Annotated in this window: 11 protein-coding genes; all 11 read left to right on the forward strand. The window is 31.8% G+C overall.

Translation table 11 applies throughout. The features are described 5' to 3' along the window. Positions 1–14 precede the first annotated feature (14 nt). The 11 genes from JL193_RS04190 to JL193_RS04240 all read left to right on the forward strand — a co-directional run bounded on the left by JL193_RS04190 (position 15) and on the right by JL193_RS04240 (position 19,930). Positions 15–4,184 carry a hybrid sensor histidine kinase/response regulator transcription factor gene (locus tag JL193_RS04190; protein WP_207972626.1) on the forward strand — a complete coding sequence of 1,390 codons (4,170 nt, stop codon included), beginning with the start codon at positions 15–17 and terminating at the stop codon, positions 4,182–4,184. Between the two features lie 314 nt (positions 4,185–4,498). Beyond that, a complete protein-coding gene (locus JL193_RS04195) occupies positions 4,499–7,726 on the forward strand; it encodes a SusC/RagA family TonB-linked outer membrane protein (RefSeq protein ID WP_207972627.1) in 3,228 nt (1,075 codons plus the stop codon). A gap of 15 nt (positions 7,727–7,741) precedes the next feature. After that, positions 7,742–9,457, forward strand: a complete 1,716-nt coding sequence (locus tag JL193_RS04200) for a RagB/SusD family nutrient uptake outer membrane protein (protein WP_207972628.1) — start codon at positions 7,742–7,744, stop codon at positions 9,455–9,457. Positions 9,458–9,478: 21 nt separating this feature from the next. Further along, on the forward strand, positions 9,479–10,273 hold the full coding sequence (locus tag JL193_RS04205; RefSeq protein WP_207972629.1) for a hypothetical protein: 795 nt from the start codon (positions 9,479–9,481) through the stop codon (positions 10,271–10,273). Between the two features lie 104 nt (positions 10,274–10,377). Next, entirely contained in the window at positions 10,378–11,652 is a 1,275-nt protein-coding gene (locus JL193_RS04210) for a glycoside hydrolase family 5 protein (RefSeq protein ID WP_207972630.1), read from the forward strand. Positions 11,653–11,874: 222 nt separating this feature from the next. After that, the gene (locus tag JL193_RS04215; RefSeq protein WP_207972631.1) at positions 11,875–13,626 is read left to right on the forward strand and encodes an endo-1,4-beta-xylanase; all 1,752 of its coding nucleotides are present in this window, start codon (positions 11,875–11,877) and stop codon (positions 13,624–13,626) included. Next, entirely contained in the window at positions 13,626–15,296 is a 1,671-nt protein-coding gene (locus JL193_RS04220; RefSeq protein ID WP_207972632.1) for a sulfatase-like hydrolase/transferase, read from the forward strand. Before JL193_RS04215 ends, JL193_RS04220 begins: the two co-directional genes overlap by 1 nt. A gap of 5 nt (positions 15,297–15,301) precedes the next feature. Further along, the gene (locus JL193_RS04225) at positions 15,302–16,771 is read left to right on the forward strand and encodes a sulfatase (RefSeq protein WP_207972633.1); all 1,470 of its coding nucleotides are present in this window, start codon (positions 15,302–15,304) and stop codon (positions 16,769–16,771) included. 86 nt (positions 16,772–16,857) lie between these two features. Next, a complete protein-coding gene (locus tag JL193_RS04230) occupies positions 16,858–17,718 on the forward strand; it encodes an AraC family transcriptional regulator (protein ID WP_207972634.1) in 861 nt (286 codons plus the stop codon). 114 nt (positions 17,719–17,832) lie between these two features. Then, positions 17,833–19,152, forward strand: coding sequence for an L-fuconate dehydratase (locus JL193_RS04235; RefSeq protein WP_207972635.1), 1,320 nt, complete (start codon positions 17,833–17,835; stop codon positions 19,150–19,152). A 1-nt stretch (position 19,153) separates the two neighbouring features. Further along, complete coding sequence (locus JL193_RS04240) at positions 19,154–19,930, forward strand: SDR family NAD(P)-dependent oxidoreductase (protein ID WP_207972636.1); 777 nt, start codon at positions 19,154–19,156, stop codon at positions 19,928–19,930. The last annotated feature ends 69 nt before the right edge of the window (positions 19,931–19,999 follow it).

The following is a 19,999-nucleotide window of genomic DNA, read 5'->3' on the forward strand; positions in this document are numbered from 1 at the left end:
ACTTATGTGTTTTTATGAGATTTAAAGTATCTTCTTTTTGTATTGGTGTTTTGCTTTTTGTATCAAATTTAATTTGTAGCCAAGAATCTAAGCAAGAATTTCAGTTTGTAAGTATTAAAGAAGGCATTTCTAAGGTAGGTGTTTCTTGTATAATTCAAGACAAATTTGGTTTTATTTGGATTGGCACTAGAGGAACAGGCTTATATAAATTCGATGGTATCGATTACACCAATTACAAACACGAATTGCAAGATACCACTTCGTTAAGTAGTAGTAGAATTGTGGCTGTTTTTATAGATAGTAATGAAAGGTTATGGGTAGGTACAGAGAATGGTTTGTGTTTTTATAATAGAGATTTAGATGAATTTACAAGAGTTGTTTTAGATGAAGCCAATCGTAAAATTGATAACGAACATATTTTATCTCTAGAAGAAGATGCCAACCAGAATTTATTGGTTGGTACAATTGGTTTGGGCTTATACACTCTTAATATAAATAGCCTTAAAACAAATAAAATATTAGAATCTTCTATATCAGATACTTATGAAGAAATTCATATTAAAAACATAAAATACACCAAACAAGGAAAAACTTTTGTAGCGACAAATTTCGGCCTAAAAGAAATCGATTTAATTAACAACAGGTTAATAGATTCGAAATTATTTGTTGCAGAAATGGATTTTTTTGACATTCCTATTGAAACCATGTTTTTAAGCGATAATTATTTGTGGATAGGAGCACAAAACAATAAAGGCGTTTATAAGTGTAAATTAAGTAACGATAGCAACAATCATATCGAAAATATCGAAAACTTTTATTTCACTACTAAAAAAATAATGACTATTAAAGAGCTACCTAATAAAACCATCTTAATTGGCACAGAAAACGACGGTCTTTTTCATATCAAAAATAATGGCGAAGTTATTAAAAATTACGTAGCCAGTAAATCTGAAGAAAGTACAATTCTTCACAACTCCATTTGGGCACTTTTTGTAGATATAGAAGGGAGAATTTGGATGGGCTATTACAATAGTGGTGTTGCTGTTAGTGATGATTTGTACGACAAATTTCATCATATTAAAAACTTGCCTAATACAAATAATTCTTTAAAAGCGGGTTCTGTAATGAGCGTAGAAAAAGATCGTTCTGGTAAGTTGTGGTTGGCTACAGATGGAGGTGGAATAGATATTTACGACCCACAAAAAGCCAGTTTTACACACATTAACTCAACAGATACTTCGAATTACACAGGCCTTACGTCTGATTATATAGAAGTTTTATTTATAGATTCTAAAGAAAATATTTGGGCAGGTAGTTGGCAAAAAGGCTTGTATTTTTTAAAAAAAGGAGAACGTTCTTTTGTTAATTTTAATAAAGAAAATACAAATGGAAAATTAGCCTCTAATATTATTTTAAGTATCGCAGAAGACCATAAAGGTATTATTTGGATTGGTGCTTTTAATAACGGTTTACACTCTTATAATCCTAAAACAAAAACTTTTAAAAGATATAATTATGGAGAATTTATTGCTGCAGGATTCGATTCTCCAGACATCAGAAAAATTTTTATTGATTCAGAAAATATAATTTGGATAGGCACCCCCATTGGCTTGTACAAATTAAAAGAAAAAAATGATGGAAGTTTCGACATTCGTTTTATGGGAAATAAAATGATTGAGAAATACAACAACCCTTCAAATGCAAACCATATATTATCTATCTACGAATGTTCAAATAATAAAATTTGGATAGGCACCAGAGGAGCAGGATTGTGTATGTACGATAAAAAAACAGATGCTTTTACTTGGTACAATAAATCTACAGGTTTATTAGAAGAAAACGTAGCCGCCATTATAGAAGACAATCAAGGTTTTTTATGGGTAAGTGGTAATTCTGGTTTAACCAAAATTAATTTAGAAAAATCTCAGTATAGAAATTTTACCTATAACGATGGTTTATTGTCTAACGATTTTAATTTTGGCTCAGTTTTTAAAGACGATAAAGGAGTGCTTTATTTTGGTAATTTTAAAGGGGTAGATTATTTTAAACCTACAGAGTTAAAGGTTAATAAAAAAGCCCCTATTATTTACTTAAAACAGTTTAAATTATTTAACGAGAAAACACATCCTTTAGAAGTAAATTCTCCACTTGTAAAAGTTATTTCTGCAACAGATAGTATTAGTTTAACCCATAATCAATCTGTTTTTACCATAGAATATTCAGGAATTAATTTTACAAGACCAGAGAAAAATAGTTACGCTTATTATTTAGAAGGATATGAAAATACTTGGAACTATGTTGGCAACAAGAGAAGTGCAACTTACACGAATTTAGATAATGGAAATTATGTTTTTAAGTTAATGGCTGCCAATAACGATGGTGTGTGGAATAAAGAACCATTAAGTTTAATAATTACAGTTCTTCCACCTTGGTGGAAAAGTAAAATTGCGATTATTAGCTACATGTTATTTTTTGCGCTTTGTTTGTACCTACTAAATTATCTTACCCAAAAAAGAATTAACGAAAGAGAAATACTCAATACAGAGAGAATTCAACAACAACAAAAAGACGATTTAAACAAAAAAAAGATTCAATTTTTTACAAACATTTCGCACGAATTTAGAACACCTCTAACCTTAATTATAAACCCTTTAAAAGACATTATTAACTCTAAAGAATTCGAGCTTCCAGCTACAATAAAAAATAAACTTGCAATCATTTACAAAAATACAGATAGGCTGTATAGATTAATTAATGAATTAATGGATCTTAGAAAACTTGAGCTAAATAAAATGAATGTTAGAGCTCAAAAAATTCATCTTATCGACTTTACAAAAAATATCATTAGTTATTTCGAAGAAGAAGCCAGTAGCAAAAATATTCTCTTAAGTTTAGATGCAGATGTTAGTGATATTGTTGTTTGGGGCGATGCTAAAATGTTAGAAAAAATAATTTTCAACCTCCTCTCTAACGCCATAAAAGTAACTACTAAAGGCGGTACAATAAGTGTTGTACTAGAATCTAGTGACAAACTACATTTACTTCCTTTGGTCGATAAAAATTCGCCAGTAAAAATTATTGAAATAAAAATATCAGATACTGGTTTAGGAATGCCAAGTGACCAAAAAGAAAAAATTTTTGAACGTTTTTATCAAGTAGAAAGACAAAACGAATCTTATATTGGTGGTACAGGTATTGGTTTAGAAGTAGTACAAAATTTTGTGCACCTTCATAAAGGCAAAATAGATTTAGACACAAAACTAGGAGAAGGAACTACATTTAAAATTAAATTACCAGAAGGCAATAATCATTTTAAATCAGAAGAAATTGCAATAGGTAATGAAGACTTCGAAATAAGAAGTAGCGAGTATTTACCAACCGGAAAAATTGAACTATCAGAAGAAAAAACAATTAAAAGCGAACCAAAGAAATTATACAAAATTTTAATTATAGAAGACAACTTAGAATTAAAAGAATATTTAAAAACAGAATTAAGCAAACAATACAAAGTATTTTTAGCAAGCAATGGTAAAGAAGGTTTAAATGTTGTAAAACAAGCTTACCCAGATGTTATTATTACAGATGTTATTATGCCAGAAATGGATGGTTTTGAGTTTTGTAAAATGGTTAAAGACAACCCATCAACAAGTCATATACCCTTGTTAATGCTCACTGCAAAAGCTACTATAGAAAATAGAATCGAAGGAATTGAAACTGGTGCAGATGCCTACATGGTAAAACCATTTGATTTAAAATTATTAAAACTTCGTTTATCTCAATTAATAAAAAGTAGAGAACTAATCTTCGAAAAATATTTTGGTGCCATTAGTGGCTCAGAAAATTCAGTTAATGCGACTTCTATAGACAAAGAATTTATAGAAAACCTACTTAAAAACATCAATAAAAATATTAGTAATCCTAACTTAAGTGTAGAAGAACTAGCTTCGTTATTAAATCTTAGCAGAAGCCAACTTTATAGAAAAATAAAAGCACTAACAGGACAAACAGTTAACGAGTTTTTAAGAAGAATTCGATTAGAAAGAGCCAAACATATTTTAGAAAATGGGTCTGCAAATATTAGTGAAGCTTGTTATAATGTTGGCTTTTCTTCGCCTTCATATTTTGCAAAGTGTTTTAAAGCTCATTTTGGTGTCTTACCTTCAGAAATCGAAATAAAAAAATAGCATTTTATACGTTTATTTCAAATCATAAATAGTATTAGTGAAAAACATGTAGCACTCCAATACAACAAATGTTGTATTGGAGTGCTATTCTCTTGTTTGGTTTAAAATGTTTTAGCTTCTGGTATTAATTTGATATTAACAAAATACATTCTTGCCTAAATTTGAGTAACATTTATAGAGAATGAAAAAAAATAATTCACACGCTAAACTTATTACCGAAATTCTGGTTATCGGGTTAATAATTGTTTTGTTTGTAATTGTTTTTAATAACTTTCTATAAGGGTCTAACTTTTTAATAACCAATTCTATACACAATGGTAAAATTTAAACTCTTAATTACTGCATGTCTTTTTCTCTGCATGCACAATGCTTTTTCTCAAGAGAAAACAATTACTGGTCTCGTAAAAGATGTTACTGGATCTCCCATCCCTGGAGTTTCAGTGTCTATACTAGGAGAAACTAGAGGAACCAATACAGATTTTGACGGAAAATTTTCTTTAAAAAATGTAAAAACAACAGATAAATTAATGTTTTCTTACATAGGAATGAAAGAGCAAATTATTCTTGTTGGAGATAAAACGACAATCGATGTAACTTTATTAGATTCTCAAGAAGTTTTAGACGAAATAATAGTTGTTGGTTATGGTACACAAAAAAAAGGGTTAGTTACGGGTTCTAATGTAAATTTAAAAGGCGCTGTATTAGAAGAATTAAACACAGCCTCTCCTATTGAAGGCTTGCAGGGTATAGCCCCAGGTGTAAATATTACAAGAAACAATGGGCAACCAGGAGCAGGAACTAAAGTTACAATTCGTGGTTTAGGTACCAATGGTAACTCGAACCCTTTGTATATAGTAGATGGTATTGCGGTTGGTAATATAGACTACTTAAATGCATCAGACATACAATCTTTAGATGTTTTAAAAGATGCAGCTTCTGCAGCAATTTACGGTTCTAGAGCTGCAAATGGTGTTATTTTAGTAACAACAGTTAAAGGTAGAAAAAATACAGCTGCAAAAATATCTTTCAATTCTTATTACGGTATTCAAAATATTTATAAAAGTGCCACACCTTTAAATGCACAAGAATACATGTATATTATTGACGAAGGTTTTGCAAACGATGGTAAAGCACTTAATAATTGGGAAGCTATGGTAAAAAACAATAGCTGGTTAAACGATAATTACCCAGGCAATTTAGGAGATCAATTAGGTACTGAAATTTGGAACAACATACAAAATGGAGGCAAAGGAACCAATTGGTTCGATGAAATTACTTCAAAAAACGCTGCAATTACTAGTCATACTCTTAATATTACTGGAGGTGGTGAAAACAATGTGTACTCTCTAGGTATCTCTTATTTTAACCAAGAAGGTTTAATAGGAAACCATATTACTAATGCAGGTTTTAAAAGATTAACAGCAAGATTAAATACAGAATTTGTGTTAAGAAAAAACGACAAACATAATATCTTAACGCTTGGACAAAATCTTACCTACACCAATACAGATAATAGAAATGTAGCAACTGGCAATATTTATTATAATGATTTACACAATGCTTTAGTGCAAAATCCATTAATGCCAGCATATTGGCAACCTTCTATAGATAATAATGTAAACGAATATGGTTTTACACCTACTTTAAATGGTATTGCAGACAACCAACACAACCCTTTAGGTGTTTTGTTTTATAGACACAATTTTAATAATTTAGGAAATCAGAACAACAAAATTGTTGGAAATGTTTATACAGAATTAGAGCCCATAAAAAACTTAAAATTTAAATCGGTTTTCGGTTTCGATTCTTGGTTTGGGCATTCAAGATCTTATTCGCCAGTATTTGCTCTTGGTTTAAAATACTTAAACACAAAAGATGCTGTTTCTCAAAGTCAATATCAAGGAACCAATATAACATTTACCAATACAGCATCTTATAAACATTCTTTTGGAAACCATACTATTGATGGATTATTAGGTGTAGAAGTCTTTAAAAATAAATTAAATGTAAATGTTAGTGGTAGAAAATCAGGATCTATTTTTGGAGATCCAGAATTTGCATATTTAGATAATTTTGGAACAATCGATAATTTGAGTAATATTAGTACAAATGGTAAAGATGCTTTTGCTGGTGGTGGTGGTTTACTGTCTTACTTTGGCAGAGCTCAATACAATTACAAAGAAAAATATTTATTTACTGCAATAATGCGTGCAGATGGTTCGTCGAACTTTTCAAAAAATAATAGATGGGGATATTTCCCTTCATTCTCTGCAGGTTGGGTAATATCAGACGAAGAGTTTATGAGCACAACTTCTAGCTTTTTAGATTACGCTAAAGTAAGAGCGAGTTGGGGGCAAAATGGAAACCAATCTGTTAATAACTTTATTTATAGCTCTACAATTGAGTATTCCGAAGATATTGGATATTATTTTGGAGACTCTAAACCCGTTTCTGTTGATGCAGCATTTCCTGCAAGAGTACCCAATCCAGATATTAAGTGGGAAACTTCTGAACAATTAAATTTTGGAATAGACACTAGGCTATTCGATTCAAAACTAGGGCTGTCTTTAGATTGGTATAAAAAAACAACTAAAGATTGGCTTGTACAAGCACAAGTATTAGGTACAGCAGGTGCAGAAGCTCCTATAATTAATGGAGGCGATATCGAAAACTCTGGTGTTGAGTTTGTTTTAAACTGGGACGACAATATTGGTAACGTTAAATACGGAGCAACCATTAGTGGCGCTTTTAATAAAAATAAAATTACTAGAATTGCAAATGCAGATGGTGTTTTTAACGGTCTTTCAAATGTACTTTCGCAAGGAACTGCATCTATTTCTAGAGCATCTGTTGGTTTGCCAATAGGATATTTCTACGGATTTAAAGCAGATGGTATTTTACAAAATCAAGATGAAGTTGATGCTTACGTAACTCCAAATGGAGACCCTTATTTTGCAGACCAACGTCCTGGAGATGTACGTTTTGTAGATCAAAATCAAGATGGGGTTATCGATGATAAAGATAAAGTAATGTTAGGAAATCCACACCCAGATTTTGAATTAGGTGTTCAACTAAATGCAGAATACAAAGGATTTTATGCCAATGTAACTATGGCTGGTAAATTTGGTATGCAAGTAATGAAATCGTACCGTTCTTTTGTAGATAGAATATATGAAAACTATACAACCGAAATTTTTGGACGTTGGCACGGTGAAGGAACTTCAAACAAAATACCTCGTTTAGGCGCTAGCGCTCATAGAAATACCTCTTTTGTATCAGATATTTTTATGCACAATGCAGATTATTTGAGAATTAACAATTTAACTATTGGAGTAAATTTAGATCAATATTTAAAAAATGTAAACTTTGCATCGAAAATCAAAATCTATGCTTCTGTTAACAATTTGTACACTTTTACAAACTATAATGGTATGGATCCAGAAGTTGGTTATGGTGGCGGAACAAATTGGGCTTCTGGTGTCGATTTAGGTTTATATCCATTACCTAGAACAGTAATATTTGGTTTAAACTTAGACTTTTAATTTAAAAAATATAAAATGAAAAAATTAATTTATATATCGCTAATACTTCTCATTACAGCAACAAGTTGCGATTCAGATTATTTAGACACAAAAAATCTATATGAAAAAGATATAGACAACTTTTATAAAACACCTCAAGACATTAAAGATGCAATAGCAGGTGTTTACCATTCTCTTTTTACAGTATCTCCTCTTAGTAACGAGCATATTACCTCTAATTTACTATCAGACATGATGTTAGGTGGTGGTGGTGCAGGAGATCAACACGCTAAAAATGTAGATAATTTTTTAGACCCTGCAATAGATACTTATGCCGAATTATGGAAAGTTACCTACAATGGTATCACTAGAGCCAACGCAATAATAGAAAAAGTAAGCGAAATTGAATTTAATACATTTTTCGATAGCCCAGCTGAAGCAAGTAAATTTAAATCAGAAACTCTTGCTGAAGCCTATTTTATGAGAGCTTTTTTATATTTCAGAGCCGCAAAATTCTTTGGAGGCATGCCTTTAATTTTAAAAATCAACGATGCTAGAGATGTTCCAAGAGCATCTATAACAGATACTTTTGCGCAAATCTCTTCAGATTTAAAGAAGGCAATCGAAAATTTTCCTACAGTTAATCAATTAAACATTCCAACTTCTAGGTATGGTCATGCAAATAAATGGGTTGCAGAAGCATATTTAGGCAGAGTATATTTATATTACACTGGTTACATGACTAATATCGAAGGGCAATCTACTTCAGAACTACCTCTTGCAGAAGGTGGCAGCTTATCTAAAACCGATGTTGCCAATTTTTTACAAGATTGTATTTCAAATAGTGGCTATCAATTAACTCCAGATTTTAGAAATATTTGGCCTTATTCGTACATAAATGAAGCTGCAGGAGCCAACGTTTTTCCATATGCTACAAATCAAAATTTATCTTGGGTAGGTCAAGACGGTCACTCTCCAACGTATGGTACAGGCAACAACGAAACTATGTTTATGGTAAGATATGCTACTTCAGAATGGGGTAGAGGCGGAAATGGTCAAGGACCTAAATTTACAAATAGAGCCTGTCTTTTTCAAGGAATAAGAGACAATTCTACATTAGAACCATTTGGTCAAGGATGGGGTTGGTGTACAGTAAATCCTAAACTTTGGAATAATTGGGATGATGCTGACCCTAGAAAAAAAGGATCTATTATTGAAGTAGGTGATTCTGAACAAGGTACGCAAGGGTATGAAGCAGATAAAGGAGACCACGAAACAGGTTTCTTCAATAAAAAATATACACCATTGCAATTTAACGGACCAGATGGATTAAAAGGTCTTTTCCATTATATATACGACGATTTTGATAATTTTCAGTTATGGCATGCTCAAGATTTCATTTTAATGAGATTTGCAGATGTATTATTAATGCATTCAGAAATTACTGAAACTGCAGATGGATTAAATAGAGTTAGACAAAGAGCTAATTTAGCTCCTATTGCATACTCTTTAGATGCTTTAAAAAATGAAAGAGTGCACGAACTATCTTTTGAAGGATTACGTTGGTTCGATCTTGTAAGATGGGGAGACGTAACAACTGCCTTCGATGCTAGCATTAATGTTAGAAACTCTGGAATTGAGCAAGTATATAAAGTAAACTACAGACCAGAAACAAAAGGGTTATTGCCAATACCAGAAACAGAAATTAATTTATCTAACGGTAAATATAAGCAAAACCCAGGTTGGGAATAAATAATTTAAAACATTATAGAAATGAAAAACTTTAAAATAAAAAATCTATGGATGCTTATTGTCATTATTATTATGGCAGCTTGTTCTCCAATAGAAGATAGAGACGAACTCGTAAACTCAACTGATATAGAAGGAGTAGAATTGGTGGCAACTCAAAGTACACCTGGAGGTAATAAAATTACTTTAAGTATGGTAACTCCAGGAGTTACAGGACATTGGGATTACGGATTAGGATTGGCTTTTACAGATAAAGTTGAATTTGTATATCCTATCCCTGGAAAATCTACTTTTACCTACAATGGTACTTTAGGTGCAGAGTTTTTCTCTAAAACTATTGAGGTACAAATTGATGCTTTAGATACTCCTATAGATCAAGATTATTACGATTTAGTAAGTGCAAACACTGCAGCAGGCAAAACTTGGGTATTTAATGGAACAGGTGGTGATGGTGGTCTTTGGTGGTATATGGTTGCTCCAAACAATCCAGATGGTTGGCAAGGAGCTTGGTGGAATGCGGGTGGTACTTGTTGCCCTCCTCCAGATGCAACAGGAAGCATGAAATTCGATTTAAATGGTGGAGCAAATTTTACATATACTTCTTCTCCTGGTGCTACTCCTGTAGTATCTAGTTTTAATTTAGATGTAGAAAATCAAACATTAACAATTGTTGGTGGTAATATCTTGGGGGCTCAAGAACCAAGAGGTAACCCTGATGGAAAGTACACAATTATCTCTTTAACAGAAACAGAATTAATTCTTTATGTACCCACAAATGGAGGAGGTACAGGATGGACCTGGGTTTTTAAACCCCAATAATGTAATTATTTTTTTTGAATTAATGATTATTTATTAGAGGTTTTAGAGTAGATTCTAAAACCTCTTTTTATAACTTGCAATAAACTTTAAAAAAACTAAAAATAATGAAATATAAAAAAATTGCAATTATTGGATGGATATTTGTAGCGCTCTTATCTGGTTGTGCTAAAGATGCAATCATAGAAGATATAGAAAATAAATCCAACCAGTCTAATTTGCTTACCCTATCTATTGAATATAAAAATTCAATTTTCGATTGCGAAATATTAAATAATAGCATTATTTTAAAAAGAGCACTTCCATATGGAGCTAATGAGGTAGCTATTCATTCAATTACTACTTCGCCTGGTGCTATTTCTAATAAAAAGAAAGGAGAAAAACTCCTCGTAAATAATCAACCCATACCACTAGTAATTACAGCAGAAAATAAAGCATCTAACCAACAATACACCTTAAATTTACGAACCAAAAAATATGCTTCTATTGTTCAAGAAAATGGCCTTTTACAAGTAAATGGAAATAAAATTGTAAACAAAAATTCGATACCTATAAGTTTAGCAGGTAATAGTTTTTTCTGGACAAATAATAATTGGAACGGATTTCGTTTCTATAACGCTTCTGTTGTTTCTTGGTTAAAATTAGATTGGTCTGCTAAAATTGTAAGAGCTGCTATGGGGGTTGAAGATGCAGGAGGGTATTTAGAGGATAAAACCTCAAACAAAGCAAGAGTAAAACGTATCGTTGATGCAGCTATAAAAGAAGGTATTTATGTAATTATCGATTGGCATTCTCATCATGCAGAAGACAATGTAGATGAGGCAATATTATTTTTTAAAGAAATGGCAGAGTTGTATGGACAATATAACAATATCATTTACGAAATTTACAATGAACCATTAGATGTTTCTTGGGAAAATACAATAAAACCATATGCAACATCTGTTATAAGCGCTATAAGAGCTATAGATTCAGATAACTTAATTGTCGTGGGCACACCAGAATGGTCTCAGAGAGTCGATTTAGCAGCAGAAAACCCTATTACAGGTTTTAACAATATTGCTTACACGCTTCATTTTTATTCTGTAAATCATAAGCAATGGTTAAGAGATAGAGCAAAAAAAGCATTAGATAAAGGTATTGCATTGTTTGTAACAGAATGGGGAGCCCTTGGCTACACCCAAGAAGACCCAGAAACTGAAAAATGGATGACATGGTGTAAAGAGAATTCAATAAGTCATTGTAATTGGGCAGTAAACAATAAGAAAGAAGAATGGTCAATAATAAAAGAGGGTGCAAGTGAATCTGGCTCATGGAAAGACAATAATTTAACAGATGCTGGTTGGCTAACAAGATCGATAATTAGAAATTGGAACGATTAGATGTAGATCAATACCCCTTAAACCTATGAAAACCTTCGTTAAACGGAGGTTTTTTTTGCGTTTGACAATAATGAAACCTTTTTTGATAATTAGAAGATATTGTAATTAAAGTATTTAGGTAATTTAACTTTTTTAAAAATTTCTTACTATTAGTCGCTTTTTTCTGATGGTAATAAAACATAAAATAGACTATATTATACTAAAAATTATACATACACAAAAATGAGAAACTTCTTATTAACAGCTTTCATATGCATTTTAACGGCAAATGGTTTTGCCCAAAAAAATAGTAAAGGAGAAAACTTAATTCTTGAAAATAAATTAAAATTTGTTGGAACTAATAAAAAATTTGCCAAAGTAACTTTTTTAGAAAACAAAGATGCATCCACTCCAATATTAGAGTTCGAAACCTTAATACAACCTAAATTTATTTACAACTGTGCCACAGCTTTTCCTATAAAAGAAGAAAATTATAAACCAGGGAGAGTTTTTTTAGTGTCTTTTGAAGCTAAAACAGTAAAATCAAGTTTAGAAACCGGTGAAGCCAAAGTAAATATTTTATTTAGGCAAACCAGCTCCTATAAAGATAATTTAGTGGCTACGCAAAGTATATCATCTAACTGGCAAAAATATTACATTCCTTTCGAATCTAATGTAGCATTAACAAAAGAAGAGTTTAAACTTGTGTTTCATTATGGTTTTAAACCCCAATCTTTTCAAGTTAAAGATTTAAAATTTAAAGTATTTCCAGAAGGAACCCATATTAAAGATTTACCAAAAACCAAAATTACTTACCAAGGCATGGAGGCAGATGCCAATTGGCGTAAGTATGCAATCTATCGAATTGAAAAAAACAGAAAATCAGATTTTCAAGTTCAATTAACTAAAAACGGAAAACCATTTACAGATAAAACAATAAATATCGAGCTTGTAAAACACGATTTTCCTTTTGGTGCAGCTGTAGATGCAAAAAAAATTGTCGAAAACCCTAAATATTACAACAACTTCAAAAAAGCATTCAATCATGTTGTTTTAGCTAATGATTTAAAGATTAAAGCATGGAGGTGGAAAGAAAAAAGACCCACAACTCTAAAAGCACTTGAGATACTAAACAACGACCATTACAAAGTAAAAGGGCATGTGTTAATTTGGCCCGGATTTAATTATTTAACCCCTATTTTTAAAGAGAAAAAAGACGACCCTAAAGCCATTGTAAAACTTATAGACGACCATATAAATACAATGTTAAAGGTTACCAAAGGTAAAGTTGCACTTTGGGATGTAGTTAACGAAGCCTATACCAATCAAGATTTACAAAAAATTACAGGATCAGAAGAAATATTGTATAACGGATTTAGAAAATTAAAAGAACAACAACCTAATGTTCTGGCATTTACAAACGAATATGGTATTATTAGCAAAGGTGGTTTAGATGCTAAAAAACAACAATGGTATTACAATTTTGTAAAAAGAATCGACGAAAACACCAATGGTTTAATCGATGGAATTGGCATTCAATGCCATATTGGTTCAGATTTAACACCTCCAGAAAAAGTAGTTCGACTTTTAAACTATTACGCAAGTCTTGGTAAAAAAATTAGCATTTCAGAATTTACAATGGACATACAAGATCCAGAAATTAGAGAACAGTACACTAAAGATTTTATGATCGCAGCGTTTAGTCATCCTAGTGTTAGCGAATTTTTGTTCTGGGGATTTGTAGAAGACGAACGCAAAAAAGTAGATATTTATAAAAAAGATGGGGCTGTAGGAACTATGGGAAAAGCCTATTTCTCTCTAGTAAATGGCGCTTGGAAAACTCAAGTAACAGACAAAACAAACAAAGAAGGCATTATTAAAAACAGAGGTTTCTATGGCGAATATCAATACACTTTTATAGAAGATAACAAACTCGTAAAAGGAACCTTTTCTGTAAAACCAAATCAGTCTAATTTTATTAAAATTAAATTGTAATGAAATACCATTTGTTTACAATTGCCCTTCTATTTCTTTTCTCGTGCAAACCCAAAGATACCAATAAAACAGTAGTAACACCCAAACAACCAAATGTTTTATGGATTGTTACTGAAGACATTAGCCCAACCTTATCTTTTTACGGAGATAAAACTGCGAAAACACCAAATTTAGATCGTTTGGCAAATGAAAGCCTAATTTACGACAATGCTTTTACAACTGTAGGGGTTTGTGCTCCAAGTAGATCTTCTATCATTACAGGAATGCACCCAACAAGTATTGGAACCATTCACATGAGAACTTCACACGATGTTTTTTCGTGGGGAAAAAGAGATTATAGCGCCAAAATAGATATAAAAGACATCGCAGGAAATCCTATTAGAAAATATGCAGCAGTAATTCCAGAATATGTAAAATGCTACACAGAATATCTAAGAGCTGCAGGATATTTTACTACAAATAACTCTAAAACAGATTATCAATTTGCAGCTCCAGTAACAGCTTGGGATCAAAATAGTGCAAAAGCACATTGGCGAAACACACCCAAAGGAAAACCTTTCTTTTCTATTTTTAATATTGATGTTTCTCACGAAAGTTATTTATGGCGTAATAAAAACCTACCATTAACTGTAAACCCAGATAGTGTTCCTGTACCCCCTTATTTACCAGACAATAAAGAAACTAGAAATACCATAGCAAGACATTATAGCAATGTAGAGTTGATGGATAAACGTGTTGGAGAAATCATCAAAGAATTAAAAGAAGACAGTTTATATAACAATACCATTATCTTTTTTTACAGCGACCATGGAGGTCCGTTACCAAGAGGAAAACGTGCCATTTTAGATTCTGGATTAAAAGTACCTTTTATGGTAAAGAATATAAACGGAGAAAAAGGGAGAACAGATAGACTTATTTCTTTTGTAGATTTAGCACCAACAATGTTAAGTTTAGCAGGCGTTAAACCAAAAGATTATATGGAAGGTTACGCATTCATGGGAAAATACGATACCACAAAAAGAGAGTATGTATTTGGTAGTTCAGATCGGTTTGATGAATTTACAGATCGTATTCGCTCTGTTAGAAACAAAAAATACTTGTACTTAAGAAACTCATTCCCAGAATTGCCAAAATATAAAGATGTAGCCTATAGAAAAAACATTCCTATGATGCCTACTTTCTTAAAATTAAGAGATGAAAATAAACTAAACGACGTTCAAAAAATTTGGTTTGGCACTAAAACCAAAGAAGAATTATACGATTGTAAAAACGACCCATTTAATTTAACGAATCTTGCTGATAAACCAGCCTATGCCCAAATTTTAGAACAAATGAGAACAGCATTAGATACTTTTCAAAAAGACAAAATAGATTATGGTAAAATACCTGAAGCTACATTAATCAATCAAATGTGGCCCAATTTTAAGCAACCCATTACAGAAAATGTAACGTTAACCATTAATAAAGATATAGTAACATTATCTTCAGCCACAAAAGGAGCTTCAATTGCCTATATCATTTCAAATAATCGTGACGAAAAACTAGATTTTAATAGTGGTTGGCAACTTTATTCCGAACCAATTACTGTAAAAAAGGGACAAACAATATACACCATCGCACAACGTATTGGTTTTAAAGAGAGCCAAATTTTAAAAGAAACAATAGAATAAAAATAATGAATTTTTTAAAGTTTTGCATTCTAATAATCTTTTTTGGTGGATTTTTTTCTTGTAAAACCAACCCAAAAAACACAGCTCAAAAACCCAATGTACTGTTATTGTATATGGATGATTTGCGCCCAGAAATAGCCAGTTATGGAGCTTCACAAATAAAATCTCCAAACATAGATGCTTTGGCAAAAAAAGGAATTCAGTTTACAAATGCCTATTGTAATGTTCCTGTTTGTGGTGCCTCTAGAGCAAGCATGCTTACAGGAATGCTACCAACTAAAAATAGGTTTTTAAACTACAATACCTTTGTAGAAAAAGAAACGCCCAATGCAATTACATTGCCTCAACTCTTCAAAGAAAATGGATATACAACCATTTCTAACGGAAAAATATACCATCATTTAGACGATCGAGAAAACGATTGGAACGAAGTTTGGAGACCTTATGCTTTTGATAAAAACAACAAAGGTTTAGCACCAACAGATTATTGGCAATCACTTTGGAAAGATTATCAAAATAAAGAAAATATAGCCGAATACAAAGCCACAAATACAGGCCCTGCTTATGAGAGTACACAAGTAAACGATTCTATTTATATTGATGGATTACTAACCGAAAAAGTAATTAGAGACATAAAAAAACTAAAAAAAACGAACAAACCGTTCTTTTTAACAGCGGGTTTTATCAGTCCGCATTTACCATTTAATGCCCCAAAAAAGTATTGGAATTTGTATGATAGAAAATCCATAAAACAACCACAGAACTATAATTTTATCCCTAAAAACGCCCCAAAAATGTCTATTAGCAATTGGCCAGAAATGAGAGCCTATTCTAATATCCCTAAAACAGGACAAGTTTCCGATAGCATCGCAATTGATTTAATTCATGGTTATTATGCCACAGTTAGTTACACAGATGCTTTAATCGGAAAAATTTTAACTGAATTAAAAACACAAAATTTAGATAAAAATACCATTGTTATCTTAGTTTCAGATCATGGTTACAACTTGCAAGAACACACACAATGGGCAAAATTTACGAATTACAATACCTCTACTCAAGTACCTTTAATTATTTACAATCCATTATCAAAAAAAAGCGGAAAAACAAATGCCCTAGTAGAATTGGTTGACCTCTACCCTACTTTAGCACATCTTTGCAATTTAAACATTCCAAAAAATCAGTTAGATGGAAAAAGTTTGGTTGCTAATTTAGCAGATCTTTCCAAAGCAGGAAAAGAAACGGTTTTTATAAAGAAAGGGAATGGTTTTACAGTTAAATCTTTAAATTTTAGCTATACAGAATTTATCAATCCCAAAGACAATTCAACCATAACAGCAATGTTATACGACCACAGCGTTAATAAATCTGAAAATGAGAATGTGGTAAATTATCCAGAATATCAAAAAACTACACAAAAATTAAAATTTATTTTACACACAAAATATCTTTCAAATATCAAAGAAAAAAAATAAATATTTTTTTTATTTCTCAATATAGCTAGTACTTTTTTTGCATTTTTAATTGCTAATTGTTTTTTTATCATTAATTTTATAAATCGATGAAATTACATTTATTAGATAGAAGCAATACTACTGCAACAATTTCAGTAAAATTAAATAGTTATCCGAACTTTTTAAAAATTTGGCATTATCACCCTGAGTTAGAGTTGGTCACAATTTTAAAAAGTAAAGGAACACGTTTTATAGGAGATAGCATTCAAAAATTTCAACCTAGAGACGTGGTTTTAATAGGTAAAAACTTACCACACATGTGGTTAAACGATGCCAATTATTTCAAAGAAAACAGTACTCTTAAAGCAGAAGCCATTTCAGTTCACTTTAAAGAAGATTTTTTAGGCACCGAATTTTTAGATTTGCCCGAAATGAAATCAGTCTCTAAGCTATTTAAAAAAGCAGCTCAAGGCATACATTTTAAAAGTGTTTCTAAAAAATTAAGACAAGATATAGAAGATTTAGTAACTTCTTCTGTCTTTTACAAAACCCACCTGTTTTTAGATATTTTATATCGGCTTTCTATCCATAAAAACTATAAGCTACTGTCTAGTCGTGGTTACACAATTTCATTACAAAAAAAAGATGCTGCATTATCAAGCCAAGTAGTAGCCTACATATTTAAGAATTTTAATCAAGAAATTAGTTTAAGTAGCGTTGCAAAAATTGCACAAATGAATACAAGTGCTTTTAGCAGATCGTTTAAGCGTGTGCATCGCAAAACATTTTCGAAATATGTAAACGAAATAAGAATTGGTTATGCCTGCAAACTACTTCAAGAAAATCAATTAAATATTGCGACCATCGCTTACGAATCTGGTTTTAATAACCTATCTAATTTCAATAGGCAATTTAAAAATATAAAACATGTTTCCCCTTCAACCTATCTAAAAAAACACATCAACTAGATGTATAATAATATGCAAAACATTAAATGCAAAATTAGTATTAGTCTATGTTGAATATGTAGTGGACTTTACACTTCTACTAAATTACATTTGTGAAGTAATAAATTATTTATAATGAAACAATCGATTACCATAACAAATGTCGTCACAAAAGATGTGCGCTTTCCAACTAGCGACTCGTTAGATGGTTCTGATGCAATGAATCTAGACCCAGATTATTCTGCAGCTTACGTTATCTTAAAAACCAATCATCCAGAATTAGAAGGCCATGGATTAACTTTTACAATTGGTCGTGGAAATGAACTGTGCGTTGCTGCCATTGAGGCATTGTCTCATTTAGTAGTCGGAAAAACGTTAGAATCGTTTACTAAAAATATGGGCGATTTTTGGAAAATGATAACAGGCGATAGCCAATTACGTTGGTTAGGACCAGAAAAAGGTGTAATTCATTTAGCTACTGGAGCCGTCGTAAATGCTGTTTGGGATTTATATGCAAAAGCAGAAAAAAAACCACTTTGGAAATTAATTGCAGACATGGCGCCAGAAGAATTCGTAAAATGTATAGACTTTACTTACATTACAGACGCTATTACCCCTAACGAAGCCTTAGAAATTCTTAAAAATAACGAAGCCACAAAACAAAATCGAATTGATAATTTGTTAGAAAAAGGATACCCTGCTTACACCACTTCTGCAGGCTGGTTAGGTTATAGCGACACTAAAATGCGACGACTTTGCCAAGAAGCAAAAGCAGAAGGTTTTAAACACATGAAAATAAAAGTGGGGTCTAATTTACAAGACGATATGCGTCGTGCACAAATTATTCGTGAAGAAATTGGAGACGATTTACAATTAATGATGGATGCCAACCAAAAATGGGATGTAGATGAAGCCATAGAAAATATGGCTTCGCTTAAAAAATTTAACCCATATTGGATTGAAGAACCTACAAGTCCAGATGACATTTTAGGGCATGCAAAAATCGCAAAAGCAGTTGCTCCCATTAAAGTTGCCACAGGCGAACATTGCCAGAATCGAGTAATATTTAAACAATTAATTATGGCAAATGCTTTGCAAATTTGTCAAATTGATAGTTGTAGAGTTGGTGGAGTAAACGAAATTTTAGCCATATTATTAATGGCAGCAAAATATAAAGTACCCGTTTGCCCACATGCAGGTGGCGTTGGCTTGTGTGAGTATGTACAGCACCTATCTATGATCGATTATATTTGTGTAAGTGCCACCACCGAAAATAGAATTATAGAATACGTAGATCATTTACACGAGCATTTTTTCGAGCCTGTAGTTATTAAAAATGGCGCTTACATGCCACCAAAACAACCAGGATATAGCATTACAATGAAACCAGAATCTTTAGAAACCTTCAGTTTTCCAAACGGAGCTGTATGGGTTAAAAAACTTCAATTACAATAATATGGCATTTAGTTTAAAAGGAAAAACAGCAATTATTACAGGTGGAGGAAGTGGAATTGGAAAAGCCATTTCAACCACGTTTGCAAAACAAGGTGCACAGGTTTGTATTCTTGATTTTAATAAAGAAAACGGAACTTCAACAGTTTTAGAAATTATAAATAAAAATGGTGCTGCACATTTCTATCAATGCGATGTTTCAAATCAAAAACAAATAAATACTATTGTTACAGAAATCGTAAAAAACAATACTATTGATATTTTAATAAACAACGCAGGAATTGCACACGTAGGAAACATAGAAAACACCAATCTCGAAGATTTAGACCGTTTGTACAACGTTAATATCAAAGGGGTTTATAACGGAATGAAAGCCGTTATTCCACACTTTAAAAAACAACAAAGTGGTGTCATTATCAATATGGCTTCGATTGCATCTTCTGTTGGAATTTCAGATCGATTTGCATATTCTATGACCAAAGGCTCTGTATTAACAATGACGTATTCAGTTGCAAAAGATTATATTGCCAACGGAATTAGATGCAATTCTATTTCTCCTGCACGTGTACACACACCTTTTGTAGATGGATTTATAAAGCAAAATTATCCAGATAATCAAGCAGAAATGTTCGAGAATTTATCTAAAACACAACCAATTGGTCGCATGGGAAAACCCGAAGAAATCGCAAACCTTGCCTTGTATTTATGCAGCGATGAAGCCTCTTTTATTACAGGAACAGATTTTCCAATAGATGGCGGATTTATTAAATTAAATGGCTAAATTTAACGGCACAAATACTTAATAAATTTCAAAACCCTATTAAGATTTAAACAAAAAACAAAGATATTT

It is taken from the genome of Polaribacter batillariae, assembly GCF_017498485.1.
Lineage (GTDB): Bacteria > Bacteroidota > Bacteroidia > Flavobacteriales > Flavobacteriaceae > Polaribacter > Polaribacter batillariae.